Below are 19,858 nucleotides of genomic sequence, written 5' to 3'. Positions count from 1 at the left end.
GGCCAACAGAAGGGGCCGATCGCCGATCGGCCCCTTCCGCCTGGATCAGACCCCTACGGGATGCCAGACCGTCTTCGTCTCGAGGAAGCGCGTCATCCGCTCGACGCCCGGATCGGCCGTCCAGTCGACCGATGCCGGGCGCAGGACCCGCTTGAGGTTCTCCGCCGCCGCCTGCTCGCAGGCCAGGGCCAGGTCGGGCGAGTCGACGCCGGTCAGGTCGAGGCCGTTGACGTCCATGTGCGAGGCCAGCCACGGCGCGATCTCGGCCTGCAGCCCGGTCAGGATGTTGACCACACCGCCCGGCAGGTCGGAGGTCGCCAGCACCTCGCCCAGCGTGATCGCCGCCAGCGGCGAGCTCTGCGAGGCCACCACGACCACCGTGTTGCCGGTCACGATCGCGGGCGCGACCACCGAGACCAGCCCCAGCAGCGGATCGGCGGGCGCGACCACCGCGACCACCCCGCTCGGCTCGGGCGAGGACAGATTGAAGTACGGTCCCGCGACCGGATTGGCCGTGCCGCGCACCGAGGCGATCTTGTCCGACCATCCGGCGTACCAGACCAGCCGGTCAACGGCCGCGTCGACCGCCTCCCCGGCCTTCTTGCCCTCCGCGAACTGCGCCCTGCGCCCCTCCAGCATCTCGGCGATGCGGTAGAGCACCTGGCCCCTGTTGTAGGCCGTGGCGCCCGACCAGCCGGGGAAGGCCTTGCGCGCGGCCGTGACGGCGTCACGCGCGTCCTTGCGCGAGGCCCGTGAGGCATTGGCCAGGAACTCACCCTTGGGGGAGGTCACGACGTAGGACCTTCCGCTCTCGGAACGCGGGAAGGCCCCGCCGATGAACAGCTTGTAGGTCTTGCGAACGGACAATCTACTCATCGCCGCGCCCCCTCCACATGGTCTCCTGCGTCAGCCGTACCGGCACGAAGATCTGGCCGCAGCGGCTCACACCGCACCGGTGCGCGAACCAGCCGGTGCGTGCGGGGCGGCCCGCACGGGAGAAGGCCCTGCCCCTGGTGGCCTGGGCCCTGCGGTCGCGGCGACGGCCCGAGCCGTGGCCGCACAGCGGCTGCTTGCCGTGGTCAGAGGGCAAGGTAGGCCTCCAGTCCCAGCAGGCCGCCTTCGCGCCCGTAACCCGACTCCTTGTACCCGCCGAACGGCGACGCGGGATCGAACCTGTTGAAGGTGTTGGACCACACCACACCCGCGCGCAGGCGCTCGGCCATCCACAACATGCGCGAGCCCTTCTCCGTCCACACACCCGCCGACAGGCCGTACGGTGAGTTGTTGGCCTTCTCCACGGCCTCGGCGGGCGTGCGGAAGGTCAGCACGGACAGGACGGGACCGAAGATCTCCTCACGGGCGATCCGGTGCGACTGGGCCACACCGGTGAAGACGGTCGGCGGGAACCAGAAGCCCTTGCCGGGCAGTTCGCACGCGGGCGACCAGCGCTCGGCGCCCTCCGCCTCGCCGATGTCGGACAGCTGACGGATCTTGGCGAGCTGCTCGGCCGAGTTGATCGCGCCGATGTCGGTGTTCTTGTCCAGCGGGTCGCCGAGGCGCAGCGTGCCCAGCCTGCGCTTGAGCGCGTCGAGCACCTCGGTCGCGACCGACTCCTGCACCAGCAGCCTGGATCCGGCGCAGCACACGTGGCCCTGGTTGAAGAAGATGCCGTTGACGATGCCCTCGACCGCCTGGTCGAGCGCGGCGTCCTCGAACACGATGTTCGCGGCCTTGCCGCCGAGTTCGAGCGTGAGCTTCTTGTCGGTGCCCGCGACCGTGCGGGCGATGATCCGGCCGACCTCGGTCGAGCCGGTGAAGGCCACCTTGTCGACGTCGGGATGCCCGACGACGGCCGCGCCGGTCTCGCCCGCGCCGGTGACGATGTTGACCACACCGGCGGGCAGGTCCGCCTGCCGGCAGATCTCGGCGAACAGCAGCGCCGTCAGCGGTGTGGTCTCGGCCGGCTTGAGCACGACCGTGTTGCCGCACGCCAGCGCCGGAGCGATCTTCCAGGCCAGCATGAGCAGCGGGAAGTTCCACGGGATGACCTGACCGGCGACGCCCAGCGGACGCGGGTCGGCGCCGAAGCCCGCGTAGGACAGCTTGTCGGCCCAGCCCGCGTAGTAGAAGAAGTGCGCGGCCACCAGCGGCAGGTCCACGTCACGCGACTCGCGGATCGGCTTGCCGTTGTCCAGCGACTCCAGCACCGCGAGCTCGCGCGAGCGCTCCTGGATGATGCGGGCGATGCGGAAGAGGTACTTCGCCCGCTCGGCGCCGGGCAGCGCGCTCCAGACGCCGAACGCCTTGCGCGCGGCCTGCACGGCCCTGTCGACGTCGTCGGAGGAGGCGGTGGCCACCTCCGCGAGCGTCTCCTCGGAGGCCGGGTTGATCGTCTTGAACGACGGCCCCGAGCCGTCGACGAACTCGCCGCCGATGAACAGCCCGTAGGAGGGCTTGATGTCGACGACGTCGCGCGACTCGGGCGCAGGTGCGTATTCGAACATCGTCATCAGTCCAGAGTGAAGTAGTCGGGGCCGGCATAGCGGCCTGTGGCCATCTTCTGGCGCTGCATCAGCAGGTCGTTGAGCAGCGAGGAGGCGCCGAGCCTGAACCAGTCGGGGTCGAGCCAGTCCGGGCCCGCGCTCTCGTTGACCAGGACGATGTTCTTGATCGCGTCCTTGGTCGTGCGGATGCCTCCGGCGGGCTTGACGCCGACCATGCGGCCCGTGCCGTCACGGAAGTCGCGCACGGCCTCCAGCATGATCAGCGTCACGGGCAGGGTCGCGGCGGGTGCGACCTTGCCGGTCGAGGTCTTGATGAAGTCGGCTCCCGCCAGCATGGCCAGCCACGAGGCCCGCCGTACGTTGTCGTAGGTGACCAGTTCGCCGGTCTCCAGGATCACCTTGAGGTGGGCGGCGCCGCAGGCCGCCTTGACGACCGCGATCTCCTCGAAGACCTTGAGGTAGTCGCCGGCCAGGAAGGCGCCCCTGTCGATGACCATGTCGATCTCGTCGGCGCCTGCCGCCACCGCGAGCGCGGTGTCGGCGACCTTCACCTCGATCGAGGACCGGCCGCTGGGGAACGCGGTGGCGACGGAGGCCACCTTCACCCCCGATCCGCCGAGCGCGTCCACCGCGACGGACACGAGGTCCGGGTAGACGCAGACGGCCGCCACCCTGGGCACCGTCGGGTCGGTCGGGTCCGGCTGGTTCGCCTTGGCACACATCGCGCGGACCTTGCCAGGGGTGTCGGCGCCCTCAAGCGTGGTGAGGTCCACCATCGTGATGGCCAGGTCGATGGCCTTCGCCTTGGCGGTCGTCTTGACGGAACGGGTGCCGAGCATGGCGGCGCGCTGATCGGCGCCGACCTTGTCGACGCCGGGCAACCCGTGCAGGAAGGCTCGCAGCGTGGTGTGGGAAGCCGCCACGTCAGCGAGCGAGGTAGTCACAGTTGACACCCTCACAGCATCGCCGACCGGGACGGGTACTTCCAAACCAGACCCGGCCGAGTGTCGTCACCTGATTTCATCAGTATTCGCCCATGTCACCTGCGACTCAGCGGTAGGCCAGCACCACCTGCCTGGCCCGCTCCCCAGTCCCGGCCTCCAGCGTCGCCCACATCCGCGTCGTACCAGGCACGTGGGCCAAGCCCTTGACCGTCACGGCCGTGCTCCCGTCGAGCAGCGGGGACCGGGTCCATCTGCCCTTGGCGTAATGGGTGAGGAAGTCGGGCCCGCCCTGCCGCTCGGCCGCCAGCCACAGCCCGCCGGAGCCGTCAGGCGCGACCCTCGTGTACGCCGTGCCCGCCGGACGGTGCCCGAGTCGCTGCCAGTCACGCCCGTTCCAGCGCAGCACGACCGCCTCCTTGTGCGTGCGCGTGTAACCGCTCAGCGAGGTGACCGAGCCGACCGCGTAGGCCTCGTCGGCCCGCAGCGCCACGACGTCGTTCAGTTCGACGTAGGCGTCGGCCTGCGGCGGCTCCAGAGGCAGGGCGACACGCTGCCAGCCTCTGCCACCCCAGTGCAGGATCGCGGCCACCCTGCCCACGTCGTAGCCGAGATTGCGCTCCCCCGGGCTGCTCAGCGCCCACACGTCGGTGCTGGAGACGGCGGCGAAGTCGCTGATCGGCAGCGGGCTGCCCACGGCCGACCAGCCCTTGCCCTGCCAGTGCCACAGCGTGTCCACCATGCCCTGCTCGCCGAACCTCAGGCCCGCCGCCCAGCACTCGCCCGGCGCCGGGACCACGGCGGTCGTGGCGTGCGCGCCCGGCGTGTCGATGGGGTGCCTGAGCCAGACGCCCGCCACCTGCCTGCGGACCTCGACCCTGGTGTCGCTCTCGATGAACTGCCACCGCTCGCGCTCTCCGGTCACCAGGTAAGGCACCGCCTTGGTCCTGGCCCCCCGCCACTCCTTGCCGTTCCAGCGCAGCAGCGGCAGGCCGGTCCGCACCACCCAGGCCTGGTCCGGCCCCGACGCCCCGACCTCCTGGAACGCCCCCCAGGAGGCGGCCTGGCCGCTCCAGGAGACCCGCCAGCCGACGCTTTCCGCGGCAGCGGGAGCACTCGCGAGAAGCGTCGCCGAAGCCGTACAGATGATCATGAAGTGCCTCACGGACCACCATCGTCGCGTGCCTAAGGCGTCCGGCGGGCGTGTCCTAGGTAGTCCTAAGCCGATGGTTTCGCAAGAGATAAGGCATCCGCCCGATGTAGGGAGGTGGGCCTTAGGAGCAATCTTGAGGATGTCAGCAGGACACAGGAACACCGAAACACAGGAGAAACTCAGATGGCTCCCGAGCTTGAGTACCAGATCATGCAGTACCACGCCTCCGAGCTTCGCGCCGCCGCGGCCGAACACCGCCGGGTACGCGAGGCGGCCAGGAAGGCGAAGTCCGAGGGGCGTCACCGCTCGGTCTTCGGCAAGCTCTTCTCGTCATGACCACCGCACGAAGGCCCGGCCGCACCCTCCCTCGCGGCCGGGCCTTTCTCCCCCCGTAGCCAAGCGGGAAAAGCCGTCGAAAGCATTCCAAAGGGCGTGACATGCTGGACGACATGCTGGGACGTTCGGTGAGTCCCGTCTTCGTGGGACGGGAAACAGAGCTGTCGTCGCTCGCCGAAGCCTACGAGGAGTCCCTGAAAAGGACAGCCACGGCCGTCCTCCTCGGCGGGGAGGCAGGCGTCGGCAAGACCAGACTCGTCGACAGGTTCGCCGAACAGGCCGCGAGGGACGGCGCACACGTCCTGTACGGCGGGTGCGTCGAACTGTCGACCGAGGGCCTGGCCTACGCGCCCTTCACCGCCGCACTCAGGCAACTCGTCAGGGAGCTCGGCACCGAGAGGATCGCCGCACTGCTCCCCGACGGCGCCGCGCGCGACCTGGCGCGGCTGCTGCCCGAGTTCGGCGAGCCGAGCGGCGACGGTGAGACCGAGACCGGCCGCGCCCGGCTGTTCGAGCAGCTCCTCACGCTCCTCGAACGGCTCGCCGAGCAGCGGCCCGTCCTGCTCGTCGTCGAGGACATCCACTGGGCCGACCGCTCCAGCCGCGACCTCATCGCCTTCCTCAGCCGCAACCTGCGCGCCTCGCAGGTGCTCATCCTGCTCACCTACCGCTCCGACGACCTGCACAGGCAGCATCCGCTACGGCCGGTGCTGGCCGAACTCGGCAGGGTCGCGGGCGTGCTCAAGGTCGACCTGCCCCGCCTGACGCGTGACGAGGTCGCCGACCAGATGGCGGGCATCCTCGGCAGGGCACCCGACTACACGCAGGTCGAGAAGGTATTCGACCGCAGCGAGGGCATTCCGCTGTTCGTCGAGGCGCTGCTGGACGCCGGGGCCTACACCTCCTTTCCCGAGTCGCTGCACGACCTCATCATCGGCTCGGTCGAACGGCTGCCCGACGACACCCAGAACATCCTGCGCATCGCCGCCGCGGGCGGCAACCGGGTCGGGCACGCGCTGCTCGCGGCCGTGAGCGGCCTGACCGACCTCGACCTGGAGCGGGCACTGCGCCCGGCCATCGCCGGCAACGTGCTGCAGATCGCCGACAGCAGGGCCTACATCTTCAGGCACGCGCTGATCCGCGAGGCCGTGCACGACGAACTGCTGCCCGGCGAGCACATGCGGCTGCACGCCAGGTTCGCCGAGGAGATCTCCCGCGACCGCACACTCGTGCCGCCGGGCCGGGCCGCCATTGAGCTGGCCCACCACTGGCACGGCGCACGCAACGACCTGTGGGCCCTGGTGTCGGCCTGGGAGGCGGCGGAGAAGTCGGTCAAGGCCTATGCCTACACCGAGGCCATACAACTGCTCGAACGCGTGCTCACGCTCTGGGACAAGGTGCCGGACGCGGCGATGCGCATCGGCGCCGACCACACCTACGTGCTGGAGAAGGCCGCCGACTGCGCCGTCGCCTGCGCCGAGGTCGACCGTGGCCTGAAGTTCGCCAAGGCCGCACTGGCGCAGCTCGACGAGCGCACCGAGCCCGAACGGGTGGCCGCGCTCGTCGTGCTCCAGGCCAGGTTCCTGCTCGGCAAGGGCAAGCAGGGCATGCTGGAGAACCTGCGTTACGCCGCGAGCCTGGTCCCCGAGCCGGGCGAGGCCAGGGCCAATGTGCTCACCCGGCTGAGCGCCCACCTGATGATGCTCGGCCGGACCGAGGAGGGCACCGCCTGCACGCTGGAGGCGCTGGAGCTGGCCAGAGGGCTGGACGACCCCTGTCTTGAAGGCGACCTCCTGCTCAACCTGGCGCTCGGCCGCTCGATCAACGGCGACCTGGAGGCCACACTCGCCACCAACAAGATCGCCTACGAGCTCGGCGAGAAGGCCGGAGGCCCCCGCGTCATGCTGCGCGCCATCGGCAACAGCGTCGACGCGCTCAACGACCTCGGCCGGGCCGAAGAGGCCATCGAGCTGTCCCGCAAGGGCGAGGCCCTGGCCAAGAAGTACGGCAGGACCAGGGCGAGCGGCACCTTCATCCTGCTCAACAGGGCCGAGGCGCTGGAGACGCTCGGCCGCTGGGAGGAGGCGCTCGAGGTCGTCGACCACGCGCTCAGCCTCAGCCCGACCCTGTCGACCCATCACCACCTGGTCCGCGTCCAGGCCGACATCGCACTGGCCAGGGGCAGGCTCGACATCGCCGAGCCGATCCTGGGCGGGCTCGGCCTGCTCAGCGGGCAGACGCCCGAGTTCGTGCAGGAGGTCACCAACAGCACGCGGCTGATGCTGAGCTGGGCGATGCTCAAGGGCGAGCCGCACCGGGCCCTGGAGATCGCCGAGCGCATGCTGCGCGACTCCTCGCAGTCCAGCAAGGCCATGCTCGGCTGGCGGCTGCTGTCGATGATCAAAACCGTGTGCGAGAGCGTGCCCGGCGACTCCGATCCCGTGCTGGCGATGTCGGCCGACGTGGCCGCGACCCTCAGGGCCAACGGTCCGGTCGCCGAGGCCTACCGCCTGGTCTACGGCGGCGACTACGACGCCGCCGCCACCGCGTGGGAGCGGCTCGGCAGGCCGTACTCCTGGGCCAAGTCGCTGCTGGCGGCGGCCACCGCGGCGGCGCGCACCGGTGACCGGGAAGGGGCGGGCACGCGGTTGCGTGCGGCGCATCCGCTGGCCGCCGGGCTCGACGCGGCGCCGCTGGTGCGCGACATCGACACGCTCGCCCGCCGGGTGGGCGCCCAGCTGGGCGAGGCCGCGCCCGCCGCCGACCTGCTCACGCCGCGCGAGCTCGAGGTGTTGCGGCTGGTGGCGCTCGGGCGTTCCAACAGGGACATCGCGGCCGAGCTGTTCATCTCGGCGAAGACGGTCAGCGTGCACGTGTCCAACATCCTGGCCAAACTGGGCTGCGCGAGCCGCGGCGAGGCCGCCGCGGCCGCACACGAACGCGCCCTGCTGACGTCCTAGCAGCCCGGGAGGCGTCAGGCCATCAGGCCGTCGATCAGCAGCACCACGCCGAACACGACGAACGCGGCGGCTGCGCCGTACCTGATGACCTTCTCCGGCAGGTGCTTGCCCAGCAGGCGGCCGACCACGATGGCCAGGGCGTCGGCGGCGACCATGCCGACGGTCGAGCCGATCCAGGTGCCGAGCCAGCCGTGCTGGGTGGCCAGGGTGATCGTCGCCAGCATGGTCTTGTCGCCGAGCTCGCTCAGGAAGAACGCCACCGTCACCGCGATCAGCGCGTGCTTGGTCGTGCGCTGCGCCTTGCTCGCCTCCTCGTCGGTCAGCTCGTCGCCGCGCAGCGTCCACGCGGCGAACCCGAGGAAGGCCACACCGGCCACGATCGCGATCGCCTTGGTCGGCAGCGCGTCGCCGATGAGCCCGCCGACGGCCACACTGACCAGATGCACGGCGGTCGTCGCGATCGTGATTCCGGCCAGCACCGGCCAGGCCTTGAACCTGGTCGCGAATGTCATCGCCATGAGCTGGCTCTTGTCGCCGAGCTCGGCGACGAAGATGACCACCAGACTGATCCAGAATGCTTCCACCGAGGTCCTTTTCCGCGCGACCGAACCGGAAGAAGGCACCCGGGGAGATGATCGGGCACGACTTCGGCCCGGCAGCGTCTTGTCTCCATGACTGCCAGGCCGAAGGTCTCGTCCGCCCGTGAAGGCCCGCGTGACCGGACGCACGAGGCGTCAGCATGTCGATCTACGCGATTGGGACTACTCCCCTTCGGTGTTACCCGCCAAGCTTACCCCGACCAGCACCGGCTCGTTGACCAGCGTGATCCCGAACTTGGCCCGCACCCCGTCGCGCACCTGCCTGGCCAGGGCCAGCAGATCCTCGGTGCGGCCGTGCTCACCCGGATTGGTCAGGGCCAGCGTGTGCTTGGTCGAGATGCGCACCGGCCCGAGCTCGTAGCCCTTGGCGAACCCGGCCTGCTCGATCAGCCAGGCGGCGGGCACCTTGATCTCGCCGCCCGGCATGTCCCACCGGGGATGGCCGGGGGCGCGCAGCTCCAGCTCGGCCGCCTGCTCGGCGCCGATGACCGGGTTGGTGAAGAACGAGCCCGCGCTGCGTGTGTCGGGGTCGGCGGCGTCCAGCACCATGCCCTTGCCCCTGCGCAGCTCCAGCACCGCGGCCCTGGCCTCGGCCAGCGGCACCCGCGCGCCGAGCTCGACGCCGAGCCGCGAGGCGAGCTCCTTGTAGGCGATCGGCCCCGACAGCGGCGAACGCTCAAGGGCGTAGGTCACCGAGAGCACGACATAGCGGCCGGGCGAGGCCTTGAACGTGCTGTCGCGATAGGAGAAGCCGCATGCCACCCTGTCCAGGTCGCGCACCTGCCTGGTCGCCCTGTCGTAGACGCGCACGCAGGTCACGGTCTGCGAGACGTCCTGGCCGTAGGCGCCGACGTTCTGGATCGGCGTGGAGCCCACCAGGCCCGGCACGCCCGAGATGCACTCCAGGCCGGACCACTCCTCGGCCACGGCCCGTTCGACCAGCGCGTCCCAGTCCTCGCCGGCCTCGACCGTGACGATGACCTCGCCCGAGCCGCTCGGCACCGCGCACGGCGAGCCCCGATCGACCGCCACCCCCTGGCCCGCCACGTGCACGACGAGGCCGTCGAACCCCTCGTCGGCCAGCACCAGATTGCTCCCGCCGCCGAGCAGCAGCAGCGGCTCACGCTCCCTGTCGGCCGTCGCGACCAGGGAGACCAGCTCCTCGGCGCTGCCCGCCTCGACAAAGGCCGTCGCCACCCCGCCGAGCCCCAGCGTGGTGTACGGCCCCAGCCGTACCTCGTGCACACGATCTCCCATGCCCCCCAGCCTATGAGACGTGGCTAGGCCTTTCGCAGCAGCCCGATCACCCGCTCGTAGGTCCGGCGCGACTCCCTGTCGCGGTAGTCCGGGTCGACGTCGTGCGCGCCCGCCGCGACCGCGCCGCCCGCGATGGCGGCCACCAGCGGCGTCAGCGCGTCGCCGGTGAGCACGGTGGAGGTGTCCATGATCACGTGTACGTCGCTGTCGTCGAGCTCCAGCAGCTTGCGCCTGGCCGCTCCCCATTCGGAGCCGCCGCCACGCCAGTGCGGGGGCTCGGCGACGTGCCAGGCCTTGACGCGTTCGGGATGCTTGGCGGCCAGCTCCTCCAGCACGGCACCGGCGCCGTCCACGTCGCCCAGGTCGAGGGCCAGGATGGTGGCGTTCGTGTGCTCGACGATTCCGGCGACGCACGCGGCCAGGTCCTCGGGCCAGCCGTCGACCACCAGGCCGACGCCGACCGAGATGCCGGCCGTCTCGACACGCTCGCGCTGCTGCTCCAGCTCGGGGTCGAGGCGGTTGGCCGCGAGCGAGCCGTCCCAGAGGGTCTGCGAGTGCAGCATGTCGGCCCCGCCGAGCGAGCGGGCGACGTCGTCACCGCGTTGCGCCGGGTCGCCCGAGAAGCCGAGATCGCCCGCCGGGTTGAGCGGCGCGCCGCCGTGGCCCTCGCCCTGGCCGTCCTGCCCGCGCACGGGCACGGGGATGGCCTCGACGACCGGGCTCACCACGTACGGCGGCCGCTCGCTCAGGCGGTAGCCGTCAGGGGTGTCGTGGACCAGCCATCCGCCCTGCTCGATCTGCTGCCTGAAGGTGTCGGCGGCGGCGAAGTCACGTGCCGCCCTGGCTTCGGCACGCCGCTCGGCCAGCACGCGGATGTCGTTCGGTGCTTGCGTCATGCCTCCGCCCCTACCCGGGCGGAGGCGGAACTACCAGGGGATTCGCAGGATCAACAGGAGACAGAGGCTCGCGGGATCATCAGTACGAGACGATGAAGCTGTGGCCGATGACCTCGTGCCTGGAGCACTTGGCCGTCGACTGCGAGCCGATCCACGCCCACTGGCCGTATGCCTTGGTCCCGTTGGCACAGCGGGCGACCGCCATGACGGAGCCGTAGCCGCCGGTGCACTTGGCCCACGTGTAGTCAGGCTGCCAACCGTAGCCCGAGCTGCAGCCGGTCGGACCGGGTTCGCCGCCGAGCGCGCCGGGGGAGGCGTTCGCGGCCGAAGGGGTGAGGGTGAGGGTGATGGCGGAAAGGGCGATCACCAGGGACGAAATGATCTTCTTATGCATGATCACGATCCTAAGGAGACGACCCGCCCGAATCCGCTGTCTCCCACCCCTACGATCCCCTCATCTCCCCCTGTGTCACCTGGAGTACCTCCGGCCCCCTATGCCGGCCGTACCACCGCGAGTCCGGCGCGGCCGCGGGATAGCCCCTATGCCAGCCGTACCACCGCGCGGGCCTTGGACAGCACCCTGGCGTCGGCCGCCTTCGCCGTCAGGCCGATCACCACGCGTCCGTCCTCCAGCTTCTCCTCCACCACTCCGGTGACCGTGAGCACCGCGCCGTCGTCGTCGTCCGGCACGACGACCATCGAGGAGAAGCGCACGCTGTAGTCGACCAGCGCGCCGGGATCGCCCAGCCAGTCGGTGACATAGCGCCCGGCCTGCGCCATCGTGTACATGCCGTGCGCGATGACGTCCGGCAGGCCGACGGCCTTGGCGAAACGCTCGTTCCAGTGGATGGGGTTGAAGTCGCCCGACGCGCCCGCGTACATGACCAGGTTGACCCTGCGCATCGTGTACTCGGCCGGGGGCAGGCGCAGGCCCACCTCGATCTCGTCGTAGCTCACCGTCGCCGTCATCTCAGGCCGCCCCTCCGCGCTCGATGATCGTGTTGTACGTGGTGCAGACGTGCTCGCCGTCGACCGTGTGCACGTCGCTCCTGACCGTGAGCAGTTCGTTGCGCCCGACGCTGCGGATGTCGGTGATCGTCGTGGTGGTGACCAGTTCGTCGCCAGCGTGGATCGGGCGGATGTACTCGAAGCGCTGCTCGCCGTGTACGACCATGGCCATGTTGAGCCCGAGTCCGGGATCGGCCAGCGCCTCCCCCGCGCCGGTCAGGCTGAACACGATGGGGAAGGTGGGCGGGGCGAGCACGTCCGGGTGCCCGGCGGCCTCGGCGGCGGCGCGGTCGCGGTAGATCGGGTTGTGGTCGCCGATCGCGGCCGCGAACTCCTTGATCTTCACCCGGCTGACCTCGTAGGGGACGGACGCGTCGTAGGTACGTCCGACGAAATCACGGTTCAAGGCCATTCATGCCCCTTTGGCGCGCGGTCGGAGCTCGCATCGTCAGAGCTCTCGTGTGCAGCGGCTCCGTCGTGGGAACCGCTGCGGCGACGCTAACAGAATAAGATTCGGCTGTCTCGCATCCGCCCGACGACGACCGATCATCCCCAGAGCTCCCGACCAAGAAGCTCCCGGCCAAGAAGCTTCCGGCCAACACGACGAACCGACGTCCACACGAAGGTGAACGCCGGTCCGTTGGAGATATCACTCAGGAGTGCCGCTGCGTCATCGCGCGGCGACTGCCCATGACGAACGGCGACCGCCACGGGGGCGGGAGCCGCAGACGACTAGCGCGTCTCGCGGTGCGCCTGGTGCGTCTTGCAGTTGGGGCAGTACTTCTTCAGCTCAAGCCGATCCGGGTCATTGCGCCGGTTCTTCCGCGTGATGTAGTTGCGGTGCTTGCACTCCTGGCAGGCCAGCGTGATCTTCGGCCTAACGTCGGTGGCAGCCACGTGGGAGTGCCTTTCTACGTTTGGGACTGGGACATACCCGAACCCGATGTCGAGGTGACCCGGGAGGGGGTAGTAGCGGAGGCCGGACTTGAACCGGCGACACAACGATTATGAGCCGTTTGCTCTGCCTGACTGAGCTACTCCGCCTTGGACCTGGGGCGTAAAACCCCCGGCCACGAAAGGATACCCGACCCTAGGAGTAGTCACGCACATGCCACGACTTCGCCTGATCAGGTGGGGTGCCCCCAGTATGCCGTACGGACACCCGTGAACAGAAATCAATAAGTAAAGCCACCTCAGGGCCACAGGGCGCACAGCCGGGCCGCCTGGAAAGTGCTGACCACTTTAGCAGTCGGCCGAGCCACGCAAGCCGGGTCAGGAGTACCCGGTGTTGGTCAATCCGAACGCCGTCCCGCCTGTGGCGAACACGGTGTTGGTGAGCTTTCGCCCACTGCTCGGTCCCGGTTGGTCAAGGCGCAGCGGGTCTCGTGTCGTGTCACGAGGCGCACGGACATGATCTGGAGCGCCTCATCGAACCGTTCAACAGCAGGGGACTTCACATGCGCATCTTCGCGACCGCCATCGCCGCTCTCGCCCTCTCCACCGCCCTCGCGGCACCGGCCTCCGCCGCCGTCTCCGCCCCCGCGGGCGGCGACCCGATCAGCAGCCTGCTCAGCGGCCTGCTCGGCGGCAGCGGCGGCGGCGACCCGATCAGCGGCCTGCTGGGCGGCCTGCTCGGCGGCGGCGGCGGCAGCCCGCTGGACAGCGTCACCGGCCTGCTGGGCGGCAGCGGCAGCCCGGTCGAGCAGGTCACCGGCACGCTGGGCGGCCTCACCGGCGGCCTCGGCGGCGTCACCGGCGCCCTGCCTGGCGTCAGCGCCGGCCTCAAGTAACGCCCTGGCCGCGGGCGGCACGGCCGAGCCGGTCGACACACCGTACGCGCCGAGACCCACGCGGAACCCACCACAGCCCGGCAGCTACACGTCGACGGGCCCCGGCGGAGGCACCCGGGCGGCACAACCCCCGCCGCCCGCCGCCGGCATCCTCGTCACCCACCTGACGACGACCTCAGGAGGCTCTCACCCCCACCGGGTGAGGGCCTCCTCTCGTCTCCGACGCCGGGTCCCGCCCGACCCCATCTCACTTCAACGACCGGCAGCGCCCTCCGCAGGCTTGTCAGCCCGCCCCGGTCCCCCACCCGCCCACCATCAACGACCGGCCACGCCGTTGCCCGCCTCGGACAGCCGCCTCCACAGCGCCTGTGGCGTGACCGGCGTGTCCGTGACGAGTCCCGCGATGTCCGGCAGCGCGGCGGCGATCGCATTGCCGATCGCGGCGGGCGGCCCGATCGTGCCCGCCTCGCCCGCGCCCTTCATCCCGCCAGGCGTGATCGGCGAAGGCGTGCTCAGCAGCTCGACCCGGATGCCGGGCACCTCGCGCACGGTGGGCGGAAGGTACTCGGCGACCGGCTGCCCGTCCTCGGTGTAGCCGATTTCCTCGGTCAGCGCCATGCCGATCCCCTGGACGATCCCACCCACGATCTGCCCCTCGACGATCGCCGGATTGACCAGAACGCCCGAGTCGGCCACCGCCCAGTACCCCTCGACCTGCACCGCACCCGTCTCGGGATCGACGGCCACGGCCGCCGCGTGCGCCCCGTAGGCGTAGGTACAGCCCTGCGGGTCGTAGGTCACCTTCTCCTCGAGGCCGGGCTCGAACCCCTCAGGCAGGTCCCACCCCCGCCATGCCGTCGTCGCGAGGTCGCGCAACGTCAGCGCCGAGCCGGGATCCCCCTTCACCTGTACGGCCGAGCCCGTGAGCTCCAGATCGTCCGGCGAGGCCTCCAGCCGATGGGCGGCGATCGCCACGATCCTGTCCCTCAGCCGATCGGCGGCCCGGGTGAGCGCCCCTCCGCCGACGACGAGCGACCTGCTGGCGATCGACCCGATCGAGGAGTACGGCGTGTTCGCCGTGTCGCCGAGCACCACCCTGACCCGCTCCAGCCCCACGCCCACCCGGTCGGCGGCGATCTGCGCCAGCGCCGTCTCGATGCCCTGTCCCATGCCGACCACACCGGAGGAGACGACGACCGAGCCGTCCTGCTCCATCCGTATGATCGCGCTCTCGTAGCCGCCCGCCTCCATGCCCATCGACTTCATCAGCATCGAAGGGCCGAGCCCGGTGTTCTCCACCTGGCAGGAGTACCCGATGCCCCGCACCCGGCCGTCGTCGCGCGGCTCCGGCGGTGTGACGATCTCGCGCAGCCTGCGCAGCGCCGCCGGGTAGTCGCCCGAGTCGTAGGCCTGCCACGTACGGCTGGAGTACGGCATCTCCTCGGGCCCGATCATGTTGCGCAGCCGCAGCTCCACCGGGTCGGCGCCCAGCGCCCTCGCCGCCTCGTCGATGAGCCGTTCCCTCGTCCACGTGGCCTCCGGCTGGCCGAACCCCCGGAAGGAGCCGGTCGGCGTCGTCGTGGTGACCACACCGCGCACCCGCGCCCCCGCCCGCTCGAACCGGTACGGCCCGGGCAGCATCGACCCCGTCACCGCGAACGGCGAGATCCCCGCGTTGGACGGATGCGCCCCCAGATCGCCGATCACATCGGCATGCAACGCCAGGAACCGCCCGTCGGCCGTCAGCGCCAGCCTCGCCCTGTGCACACCGGCCCTGGCGGGCAGTGTCGCCACCAGCCGGTCGCCCGGATCCTCGCTCCACGCCACGACGGCCCCGAGCCGCATCGCCGCCAGGCACACGAGCGCCTCGTCCGGGTAGAGGTGCTCCTTGCCCCCGAACCCGCCGCCGGTGTCCCCCGCCACCACCCGAACCCGGTCGTGCCCGACCCCCAGCGCGTCGGCGATCTGCTCGCGCACATGGTGCGGCGCCTGCGTCGACGCCCACACGGTCAGCTCCCCGCCCTCACACGCGACGAGCACCCCACGCGTCTCCATCGGGTACGGCGAGACCCGGCCGAACCTGAAGACCAGGTCGACCACCAGATCGGCGCCCGCGATCGCCTCCTCGCACTCCGCGTCGGCGTCGCCGAGCACGAAGTCGGTCACCGTGTTGCCGCCCCACGCCGGATGCAGCACGGGCGCGTCCGCCTCGATCGCCCGCTCGACGCCGACGACCGGCGGGAACTGCTCCAGGTCCAGCTCCACCAGCTCGGCCGCGTCCCTGGCCTGCGCCGCCGTACGCGCCACGACGAGGGCGATCGGCTGGCCGACGTACCTGATGACGTCGTCGAGCACCGGGTAGGAGGTCTCCGGCTGGCCGGGGCCCGGCGACACGCAGGGCAGCCTGACCCCTTCGGCCGCAGGGCCGGTCACCACGTCGACGACCCCTTCGGCCGCCAGCGCCGCCTTCACCTCGCAGGCGAGGAGCCGCCCGTGCGCGATCGGACTGCGTACGACGACCGCGTGCAACGCCTCCCGCCCGCGCCGCACCGCACCCACGTACTTGGCCCGTCCCGTGAGCAGGCGTTCGTTCTCGCGCCGCAGCGCGCTGACGCCGATCTGCTTCCGCTCCGCCATACCCCGATTGTGATCGCGCCCGCCGAAGGGGTCCAGGCGGAGAACGCGAAAGCACCCGCCCTCCGTCATGGAGAGCGGGTGCTTTCAACTACTGAATGTGCCGACGGGTTGGCCACCCACAACAACCGTGAGCAGCACAGCCGCCGCTTTTCTATCCACAAGAACGCCCTTTCGGGACGCCCTATTCCGCGCTGTCCATGACACAGAACGACGATCTCCACAGAATGCGAGGCCCGCGTGGATGGTCGCGATCCTGACCGTCGAAGGCGCACTCGCCGTGCAAGCCGGACCATGGTCATGGTCCCGTCCCCCGTCTGCCGGACACCAGAGGCAAGCCAGAGGCACTGGGCGGGCGTCTCCCCAGCCCGCCGCGACCGGCCCGGTACTGCCAGGCCAGGGCCACCGTTTGGATTTGACCGGCACCCAGGCATGCTGATGGTCAGCGACTGGTGTTAGACATAAATATGCTTAGCACCTGGCGTAGTCTCGGGGAGAGGGAGGTGCGCCGTGTCCGCGCAACCGCACCAGCAGGTGACAGGACCCGTGCCTGACCGGACGCCTAGGGCCGTACGAGCCGCACTCCCTCCGGCAGACAGGCCGTTGTGGGACGCGGCATGGCGAGAGGCGATGGCCAAAGCCACCGAAGAGCAGGAGCTTGAGCATGCCTTCCGGTGCATCGACCACTGGCGGCACATCGCGGTACTGAAGGCCACAGGCGCGTACGACACCATGATGCAGCGTGCGGCAGAAATTCAGGAGAAGACCGAACGCGGCGAGTCGGCCGGTGCTATCCCTTGGGATGTGATCGAGAACAGGCTGCGCGCCCGACTGGCGGACGGCTCATAGGTGTACGAGGTCGACACCCTGCCAGAGGTCCTGGAGCAGTGCGAGACACTCCCCCTTGAGGCACTCAGTGTGTTCATGGAAGTGCGGGTGGCCATCGCTTTGAACCCCGCCGAGGGAGAACCACTCAACCCGAGCAACCCAAAAGGAAACATGTTCTCGCGCCCGTTCGCCGAAGGACGGGGGATGGTCATCTACCTGCTGCTGCAAGAACAGCGCAAGGTGCACATCGTGCAGCTCAGCTGGCTGGGAGCCTGAAAAAGCGAGTGATCACTCGCTGGAGTCCAGGCAGGCGACCTACACACGTGTCAGATGTCGCGGTGGAGGCTGCTCGATGAATTGAGAGTCGTCTGACCAGAGGTCGCCCCGCAAATATCCCACAAAAGCGCCACAAACGAAAAAGCGCCCGTCTCGCGCAAGTGCGAGGCGGGCGTTCTACCTGGTCAGAGTACGAGCCCCCAAACGGAATCGAACCGTTGACCTTCTCCTTACCATGGAGACGCTCTGCCGACTGAGCTATAGGGGCCTGCCGCTGTTCTGCGCTGCGGACAGGTGTAACCATACACGGCACTCAGCGATGATGCGAACTGGTTGGGACAGGCGTTCGGGGCAGGGTGAGGGTGATCGTCGCGCCCGCGTGTGTGGTGCCGAACTCCAAGGATGCGCCCAGGGCTTTGGCCTGGCCGGAGGCGATGGTGAGGCCGAGGCCGACGCCTGTGCCGCGGGAGGCGGCGGCGGTGGCGAAGCGCTGGGGGCCGTGTTCGCGCAGGGTGTCGAGGAGGGCCGGAGGGAAGCCGGGGCCCTCGTCGGAAACGGTGATCACAGGGCCTTCGACCAGGACGTGAACGGGTGGCGCGCCGTGGCGGAAGGCGTTGGCGATCAGGTTGACCAGGATGCGTTCGACCCTGCGCGGCTCGGTCTCGACCTCGGCGTCGGCGGCGACGACGATCTCGACCTCGCCCGCTCCCGCCGAACGCGCGGCGGCGACGGCCCGCCGTACCAGGGTGGAGACCTGGCGGGGTTCGAGGACGGGCGGGTCGGTGACGGTGTCGAGGCGGGCGACCTCCAGGACGTCCTCGACCAGGCGGCGAAGGACGTTCGCCCGGTCCTGGACGAGCTCGGCGGGGCGGCCTGGTGGCAGCAGGCCCGCCGCGGTGACCAGGCCGGTGACGGGGGTGCGTAGTTCGTGTGCGATGTCGGCGGTGACGCGGCGTTCGGCTTCGAGGCGGGCGTTGAGCGCGTCGGCCATGGTGTCGAGGGCGGCGGCGACCTCGGCCACCTCGTCGGAGGAGCTCGCCCGGCGCCGTCGCGTCGTGCGCAGCGTCAGGTCGCCGTTGGCGATGCGGGTGGCCACCCTGGCCACCGCGCCGAGCCTCCTGCTCAGGGCCGTGGCCACGGCGAAGCCCGCGAGGCTGGCCACCAGCGCGGCCCCGGCCCCGACGACGGCCAGAGTACGGTCGAGGTCGGCCAGCGCCGCCCGCTCGCCCGCATAGGAACGCGAGAGCGAGACCACCTCACCGTCCAGCGTGGTCGCCGCCCACAGCGTGCTCCCCGCCAGGTAGGTGGCCCGGACGGGCGCCGAGCGCACCTCGGCCAGCAGCGGCTGCGGCACCCCGGCGGCGCCCGTGCCCAGCCCGGCGTCCTGCCCTTCGGCGGCACGGTCGAGCAGCGAGACGAACCGGTCGTCCAGCGCCGTGCGGGCGGCCTCCAGCGTCGAGGCGGCCGTGCGCACGTGGACGAGCACACCGATGACGGCGGCCACCAGGACCGCGGTGAGCGCGAGGGCCGCTGTGATCTTGGTACGCATCAGCGTCGCAGCTTGTAGCCGAAGCCGCGCACGGTCTCCACGCGCTCGGCGCCGATCTTGGCGCGCAACCGCTGGACGTGGACGTCCACGACACGCGTGTCGCCGTCCCAGGCGTAGTCCCACACGTTGTTCAGCAGCGTGTCGCGCGAGAGCACCACACCGGGCTGCGCGGCGAACTCCAGCAGCAGCCTGAGCTCGGTCGGCGTGAGCGCCAGCAGCTCGTCGCCGAGCCGTACCTCCATCGACTCGGTGTCGACGCTGAGATCGCCGAAGACGAGCGGGCGCGTGGCCGACGGCGTGGAGGCGGTGCGGCGCAGGACGGCCCTGATCCTGGCGTGCAGGACGCCGATGTCGAACGGCTTGGTGACATAGTCGTCGGCTCCCGCCTCAAGGGCGTTGATGACGTCGATGGCGTCGGACCTGGCGGAGATCATCACGATCGGCACCGTGCCCGCCTCGCGGATGCGGCGGGCCAGGCTGACCCCGTCCAGATGCGGCAGCATGACGTCGAGCACGGCGACGTCCGGCTGGTCGTCCTGGAAGGCGGTCAGGCCGCTGAGCCCGTCGGGCGCGGTGCGCACGCGCAGGCCGTGCCGTTCGAGGGCGAGTTGGGTGGCCTCGCGGATGACGGGGTCGTCCTCCACGAGCAGCACACGCAGGTTCACCGTCACGACGGCGGCACCTCCAGCTTCTGGTCGGCGAGCTTCTCGCCGAGTTCGTGCGGCGAGGTCACGGTGAAGCGGCCGTAGTAGGCGGTGCGTTCGCGCCGTTGCAGCGCGCTCAGGGTGATCGTCGCGGGATGGCCCTTGCTCAGGCAGTCGGGCAGGCACCACATCCCGCTGACCTCACCGGTCCCGACGGCCTCGGCGCCGCCCCACGAACTCCACCGGATCTTCGTCATCGACGAGAACTCGGTCAGGGCCATGGCCGCGGGCCGCTGCAGAGCGTCGCCGGTGTAGGCCATGACGTACACGGGCCCGCCCGCGGGCGACGGCGGCGCACTGCCCTCGACCCGCACGCCCTCGCCCGCCCCGCACCCGGCCGACAGGAGTACGGCCAGCGCCACGAGTCCCCTTCTCATGCCGTCACGTTATGCCTTTTCGCATGTCAGCGACGATACGCGCGAA

21 protein-coding genes and 2 tRNA genes are annotated in these 19,858 nt (G+C 70.3%); 5 read left to right on the top strand and 18 right to left on the bottom strand.

Annotated elements, in window-relative coordinates; genetic code table 11:
- Positions 1-45: 45 nt before the first annotated feature.
- The 5 genes from ACTWNK_RS04815 to ACTWNK_RS04795 all read right to left on the bottom strand — a co-directional run bounded on the left by ACTWNK_RS04815 (position 46) and on the right by ACTWNK_RS04795 (position 4,610).
- Positions 46-876, bottom strand: a complete 831-nt coding sequence (locus ACTWNK_RS04815; RefSeq protein WP_474302289.1) for an aldehyde dehydrogenase family protein — start codon at positions 874-876, stop codon at positions 46-48.
- The gene (locus ACTWNK_RS04810) at positions 869-1,090 is read right to left on the bottom strand and encodes a hypothetical protein (protein ID WP_474302288.1); all 222 of its coding nucleotides are present in this window, start codon (positions 1,088-1,090) and stop codon (positions 869-871) included. The genes ACTWNK_RS04815 and ACTWNK_RS04810 overlap by 8 nt, the downstream gene beginning before the upstream one ends.
- Positions 1,080-2,504, bottom strand: a complete 1,425-nt coding sequence (locus ACTWNK_RS04805; protein WP_474310834.1) for an aldehyde dehydrogenase family protein — start codon at positions 2,502-2,504, stop codon at positions 1,080-1,082. The genes ACTWNK_RS04810 and ACTWNK_RS04805 overlap by 11 nt, the downstream gene beginning before the upstream one ends.
- Before the next feature lie 5 nt (positions 2,505-2,509).
- Positions 2,510-3,448, bottom strand: a complete 939-nt coding sequence (gene deoC, locus ACTWNK_RS04800; RefSeq protein ID WP_474302287.1) for a deoxyribose-phosphate aldolase — start codon at positions 3,446-3,448, stop codon at positions 2,510-2,512.
- Between the two features lie 106 nt (positions 3,449-3,554).
- Positions 3,555-4,610, bottom strand: a complete 1,056-nt coding sequence (locus ACTWNK_RS04795; protein ID WP_474302286.1) for a hypothetical protein — start codon at positions 4,608-4,610, stop codon at positions 3,555-3,557.
- A 171-nt stretch (positions 4,611-4,781) separates the two neighbouring features.
- Here ACTWNK_RS04795 and ACTWNK_RS04790 point away from each other — a divergent pair, with 171 nt between their 5' ends.
- A complete protein-coding gene (locus tag ACTWNK_RS04790; RefSeq protein WP_474302285.1) occupies positions 4,782-4,934 on the top strand; it encodes a hypothetical protein in 153 nt (50 codons plus the stop codon).
- 113 nt (positions 4,935-5,047) lie between these two features.
- On the top strand, positions 5,048-7,894 hold the full coding sequence (locus tag ACTWNK_RS04785; RefSeq protein ID WP_474302284.1) for an ATP-binding protein: 2,847 nt from the start codon (positions 5,048-5,050) through the stop codon (positions 7,892-7,894).
- Positions 7,895-7,908: 14 nt separating this feature from the next.
- Here the strand turns inward: ACTWNK_RS04785 and ACTWNK_RS04780 are convergent, their stop codons facing one another.
- From ACTWNK_RS04780 to ACTWNK_RS04745, 8 genes are all read right to left on the bottom strand, one after another.
- A complete protein-coding gene (locus ACTWNK_RS04780) occupies positions 7,909-8,478 on the bottom strand; it encodes a TMEM165/GDT1 family protein (RefSeq protein WP_474302283.1) in 570 nt (189 codons plus the stop codon).
- A gap of 177 nt (positions 8,479-8,655) precedes the next feature.
- Entirely contained in the window at positions 8,656-9,750 is a 1,095-nt protein-coding gene (locus ACTWNK_RS04775) for a UDP-N-acetylmuramate dehydrogenase (RefSeq protein WP_474302282.1), read from the bottom strand.
- A gap of 23 nt (positions 9,751-9,773) precedes the next feature.
- Positions 9,774-10,646 (bottom strand): hypothetical protein, encoded by an 873-nt coding sequence (locus ACTWNK_RS04770; protein WP_474302281.1) that lies wholly within the window; start codon positions 10,644-10,646, stop codon positions 9,774-9,776.
- A gap of 79 nt (positions 10,647-10,725) precedes the next feature.
- Positions 10,726-11,040: a hypothetical protein gene (locus ACTWNK_RS04765; RefSeq protein ID WP_474302280.1), complete on the bottom strand. Its 315-nt coding sequence runs from the start codon at positions 11,038-11,040 to the stop codon at positions 10,726-10,728.
- Positions 11,041-11,186: 146 nt separating this feature from the next.
- Complete coding sequence (locus ACTWNK_RS04760; protein ID WP_474302279.1) at positions 11,187-11,615, bottom strand: MaoC family dehydratase; 429 nt, start codon at positions 11,613-11,615, stop codon at positions 11,187-11,189.
- A 1-nt stretch (position 11,616) separates the two neighbouring features.
- On the bottom strand, positions 11,617-12,066 hold the full coding sequence (locus ACTWNK_RS04755; protein WP_474302278.1) for a MaoC family dehydratase N-terminal domain-containing protein: 450 nt from the start codon (positions 12,064-12,066) through the stop codon (positions 11,617-11,619).
- Between the two features lie 320 nt (positions 12,067-12,386).
- Positions 12,387-12,551 carry a 50S ribosomal protein L33 gene (gene rpmG, locus ACTWNK_RS04750; protein WP_030921771.1) on the bottom strand — a complete coding sequence of 55 codons (165 nt, stop codon included), beginning with the start codon at positions 12,549-12,551 and terminating at the stop codon, positions 12,387-12,389.
- Positions 12,552-12,624: 73 nt separating this feature from the next.
- Positions 12,625-12,698 (bottom strand) — tRNA-Met (locus ACTWNK_RS04745).
- Between the two features lie 413 nt (positions 12,699-13,111).
- Here ACTWNK_RS04745 and ACTWNK_RS04740 point away from each other — a divergent pair.
- Positions 13,112-13,444 (top strand): hypothetical protein, encoded by a 333-nt coding sequence (locus ACTWNK_RS04740; protein WP_474302277.1) that lies wholly within the window; start codon positions 13,112-13,114, stop codon positions 13,442-13,444.
- Positions 13,445-13,759: 315 nt separating this feature from the next.
- Here ACTWNK_RS04740 and ACTWNK_RS04735 read toward each other — a convergent pair whose 3' ends face one another.
- On the bottom strand, positions 13,760-16,081 hold the full coding sequence (locus tag ACTWNK_RS04735) for a xanthine dehydrogenase family protein molybdopterin-binding subunit (RefSeq protein ID WP_474302276.1): 2,322 nt from the start codon (positions 16,079-16,081) through the stop codon (positions 13,760-13,762).
- A gap of 507 nt (positions 16,082-16,588) precedes the next feature.
- Between ACTWNK_RS04735 and ACTWNK_RS04730 the strand changes: the two genes are divergently transcribed.
- Positions 16,589-16,927: a DUF6247 family protein gene (locus ACTWNK_RS04730; RefSeq protein WP_474302275.1), complete on the top strand. Its 339-nt coding sequence runs from the start codon at positions 16,589-16,591 to the stop codon at positions 16,925-16,927.
- On the top strand, positions 16,928-17,182 hold the full coding sequence (locus tag ACTWNK_RS04725) for a hypothetical protein (RefSeq protein ID WP_474302274.1): 255 nt from the start codon (positions 16,928-16,930) through the stop codon (positions 17,180-17,182). It begins immediately after the preceding gene.
- Between the two features lie 195 nt (positions 17,183-17,377).
- Here ACTWNK_RS04725 and ACTWNK_RS04720 read toward each other — a convergent pair.
- The 4 genes from ACTWNK_RS04720 to ACTWNK_RS04705 all read right to left on the bottom strand — a co-directional run bounded on the left by ACTWNK_RS04720 (position 17,378) and on the right by ACTWNK_RS04705 (position 19,812).
- Positions 17,378-17,450: transfer RNA gene (locus ACTWNK_RS04720), tRNA-Thr, on the bottom strand.
- Between the two features lie 45 nt (positions 17,451-17,495).
- On the bottom strand, positions 17,496-18,731 hold the full coding sequence (locus ACTWNK_RS04715; protein ID WP_474302273.1) for a sensor histidine kinase: 1,236 nt from the start codon (positions 18,729-18,731) through the stop codon (positions 17,496-17,498).
- Positions 18,731-19,402 carry a two-component system response regulator CseB gene (gene cseB / locus ACTWNK_RS04710; protein ID WP_474302272.1) on the bottom strand — a complete coding sequence of 224 codons (672 nt, stop codon included), beginning with the start codon at positions 19,400-19,402 and terminating at the stop codon, positions 18,731-18,733. Before cseB ends, ACTWNK_RS04715 begins: the two co-directional genes overlap by 1 nt.
- A complete protein-coding gene (locus tag ACTWNK_RS04705; RefSeq protein ID WP_474302271.1) occupies positions 19,399-19,812 on the bottom strand; it encodes a hypothetical protein in 414 nt (137 codons plus the stop codon). The genes cseB and ACTWNK_RS04705 overlap by 4 nt, the downstream gene beginning before the upstream one ends.
- Between the last annotated feature and the right edge of the window lie 46 nt (positions 19,813-19,858).

The sequence above is a fragment of the Nonomuraea sp. IBHARD001 genome (assembly GCF_056106265.1).
Note: the sequence above shows the minus strand (reverse complement) of the source record. Positions and strands in the feature narration are given on the sequence as shown.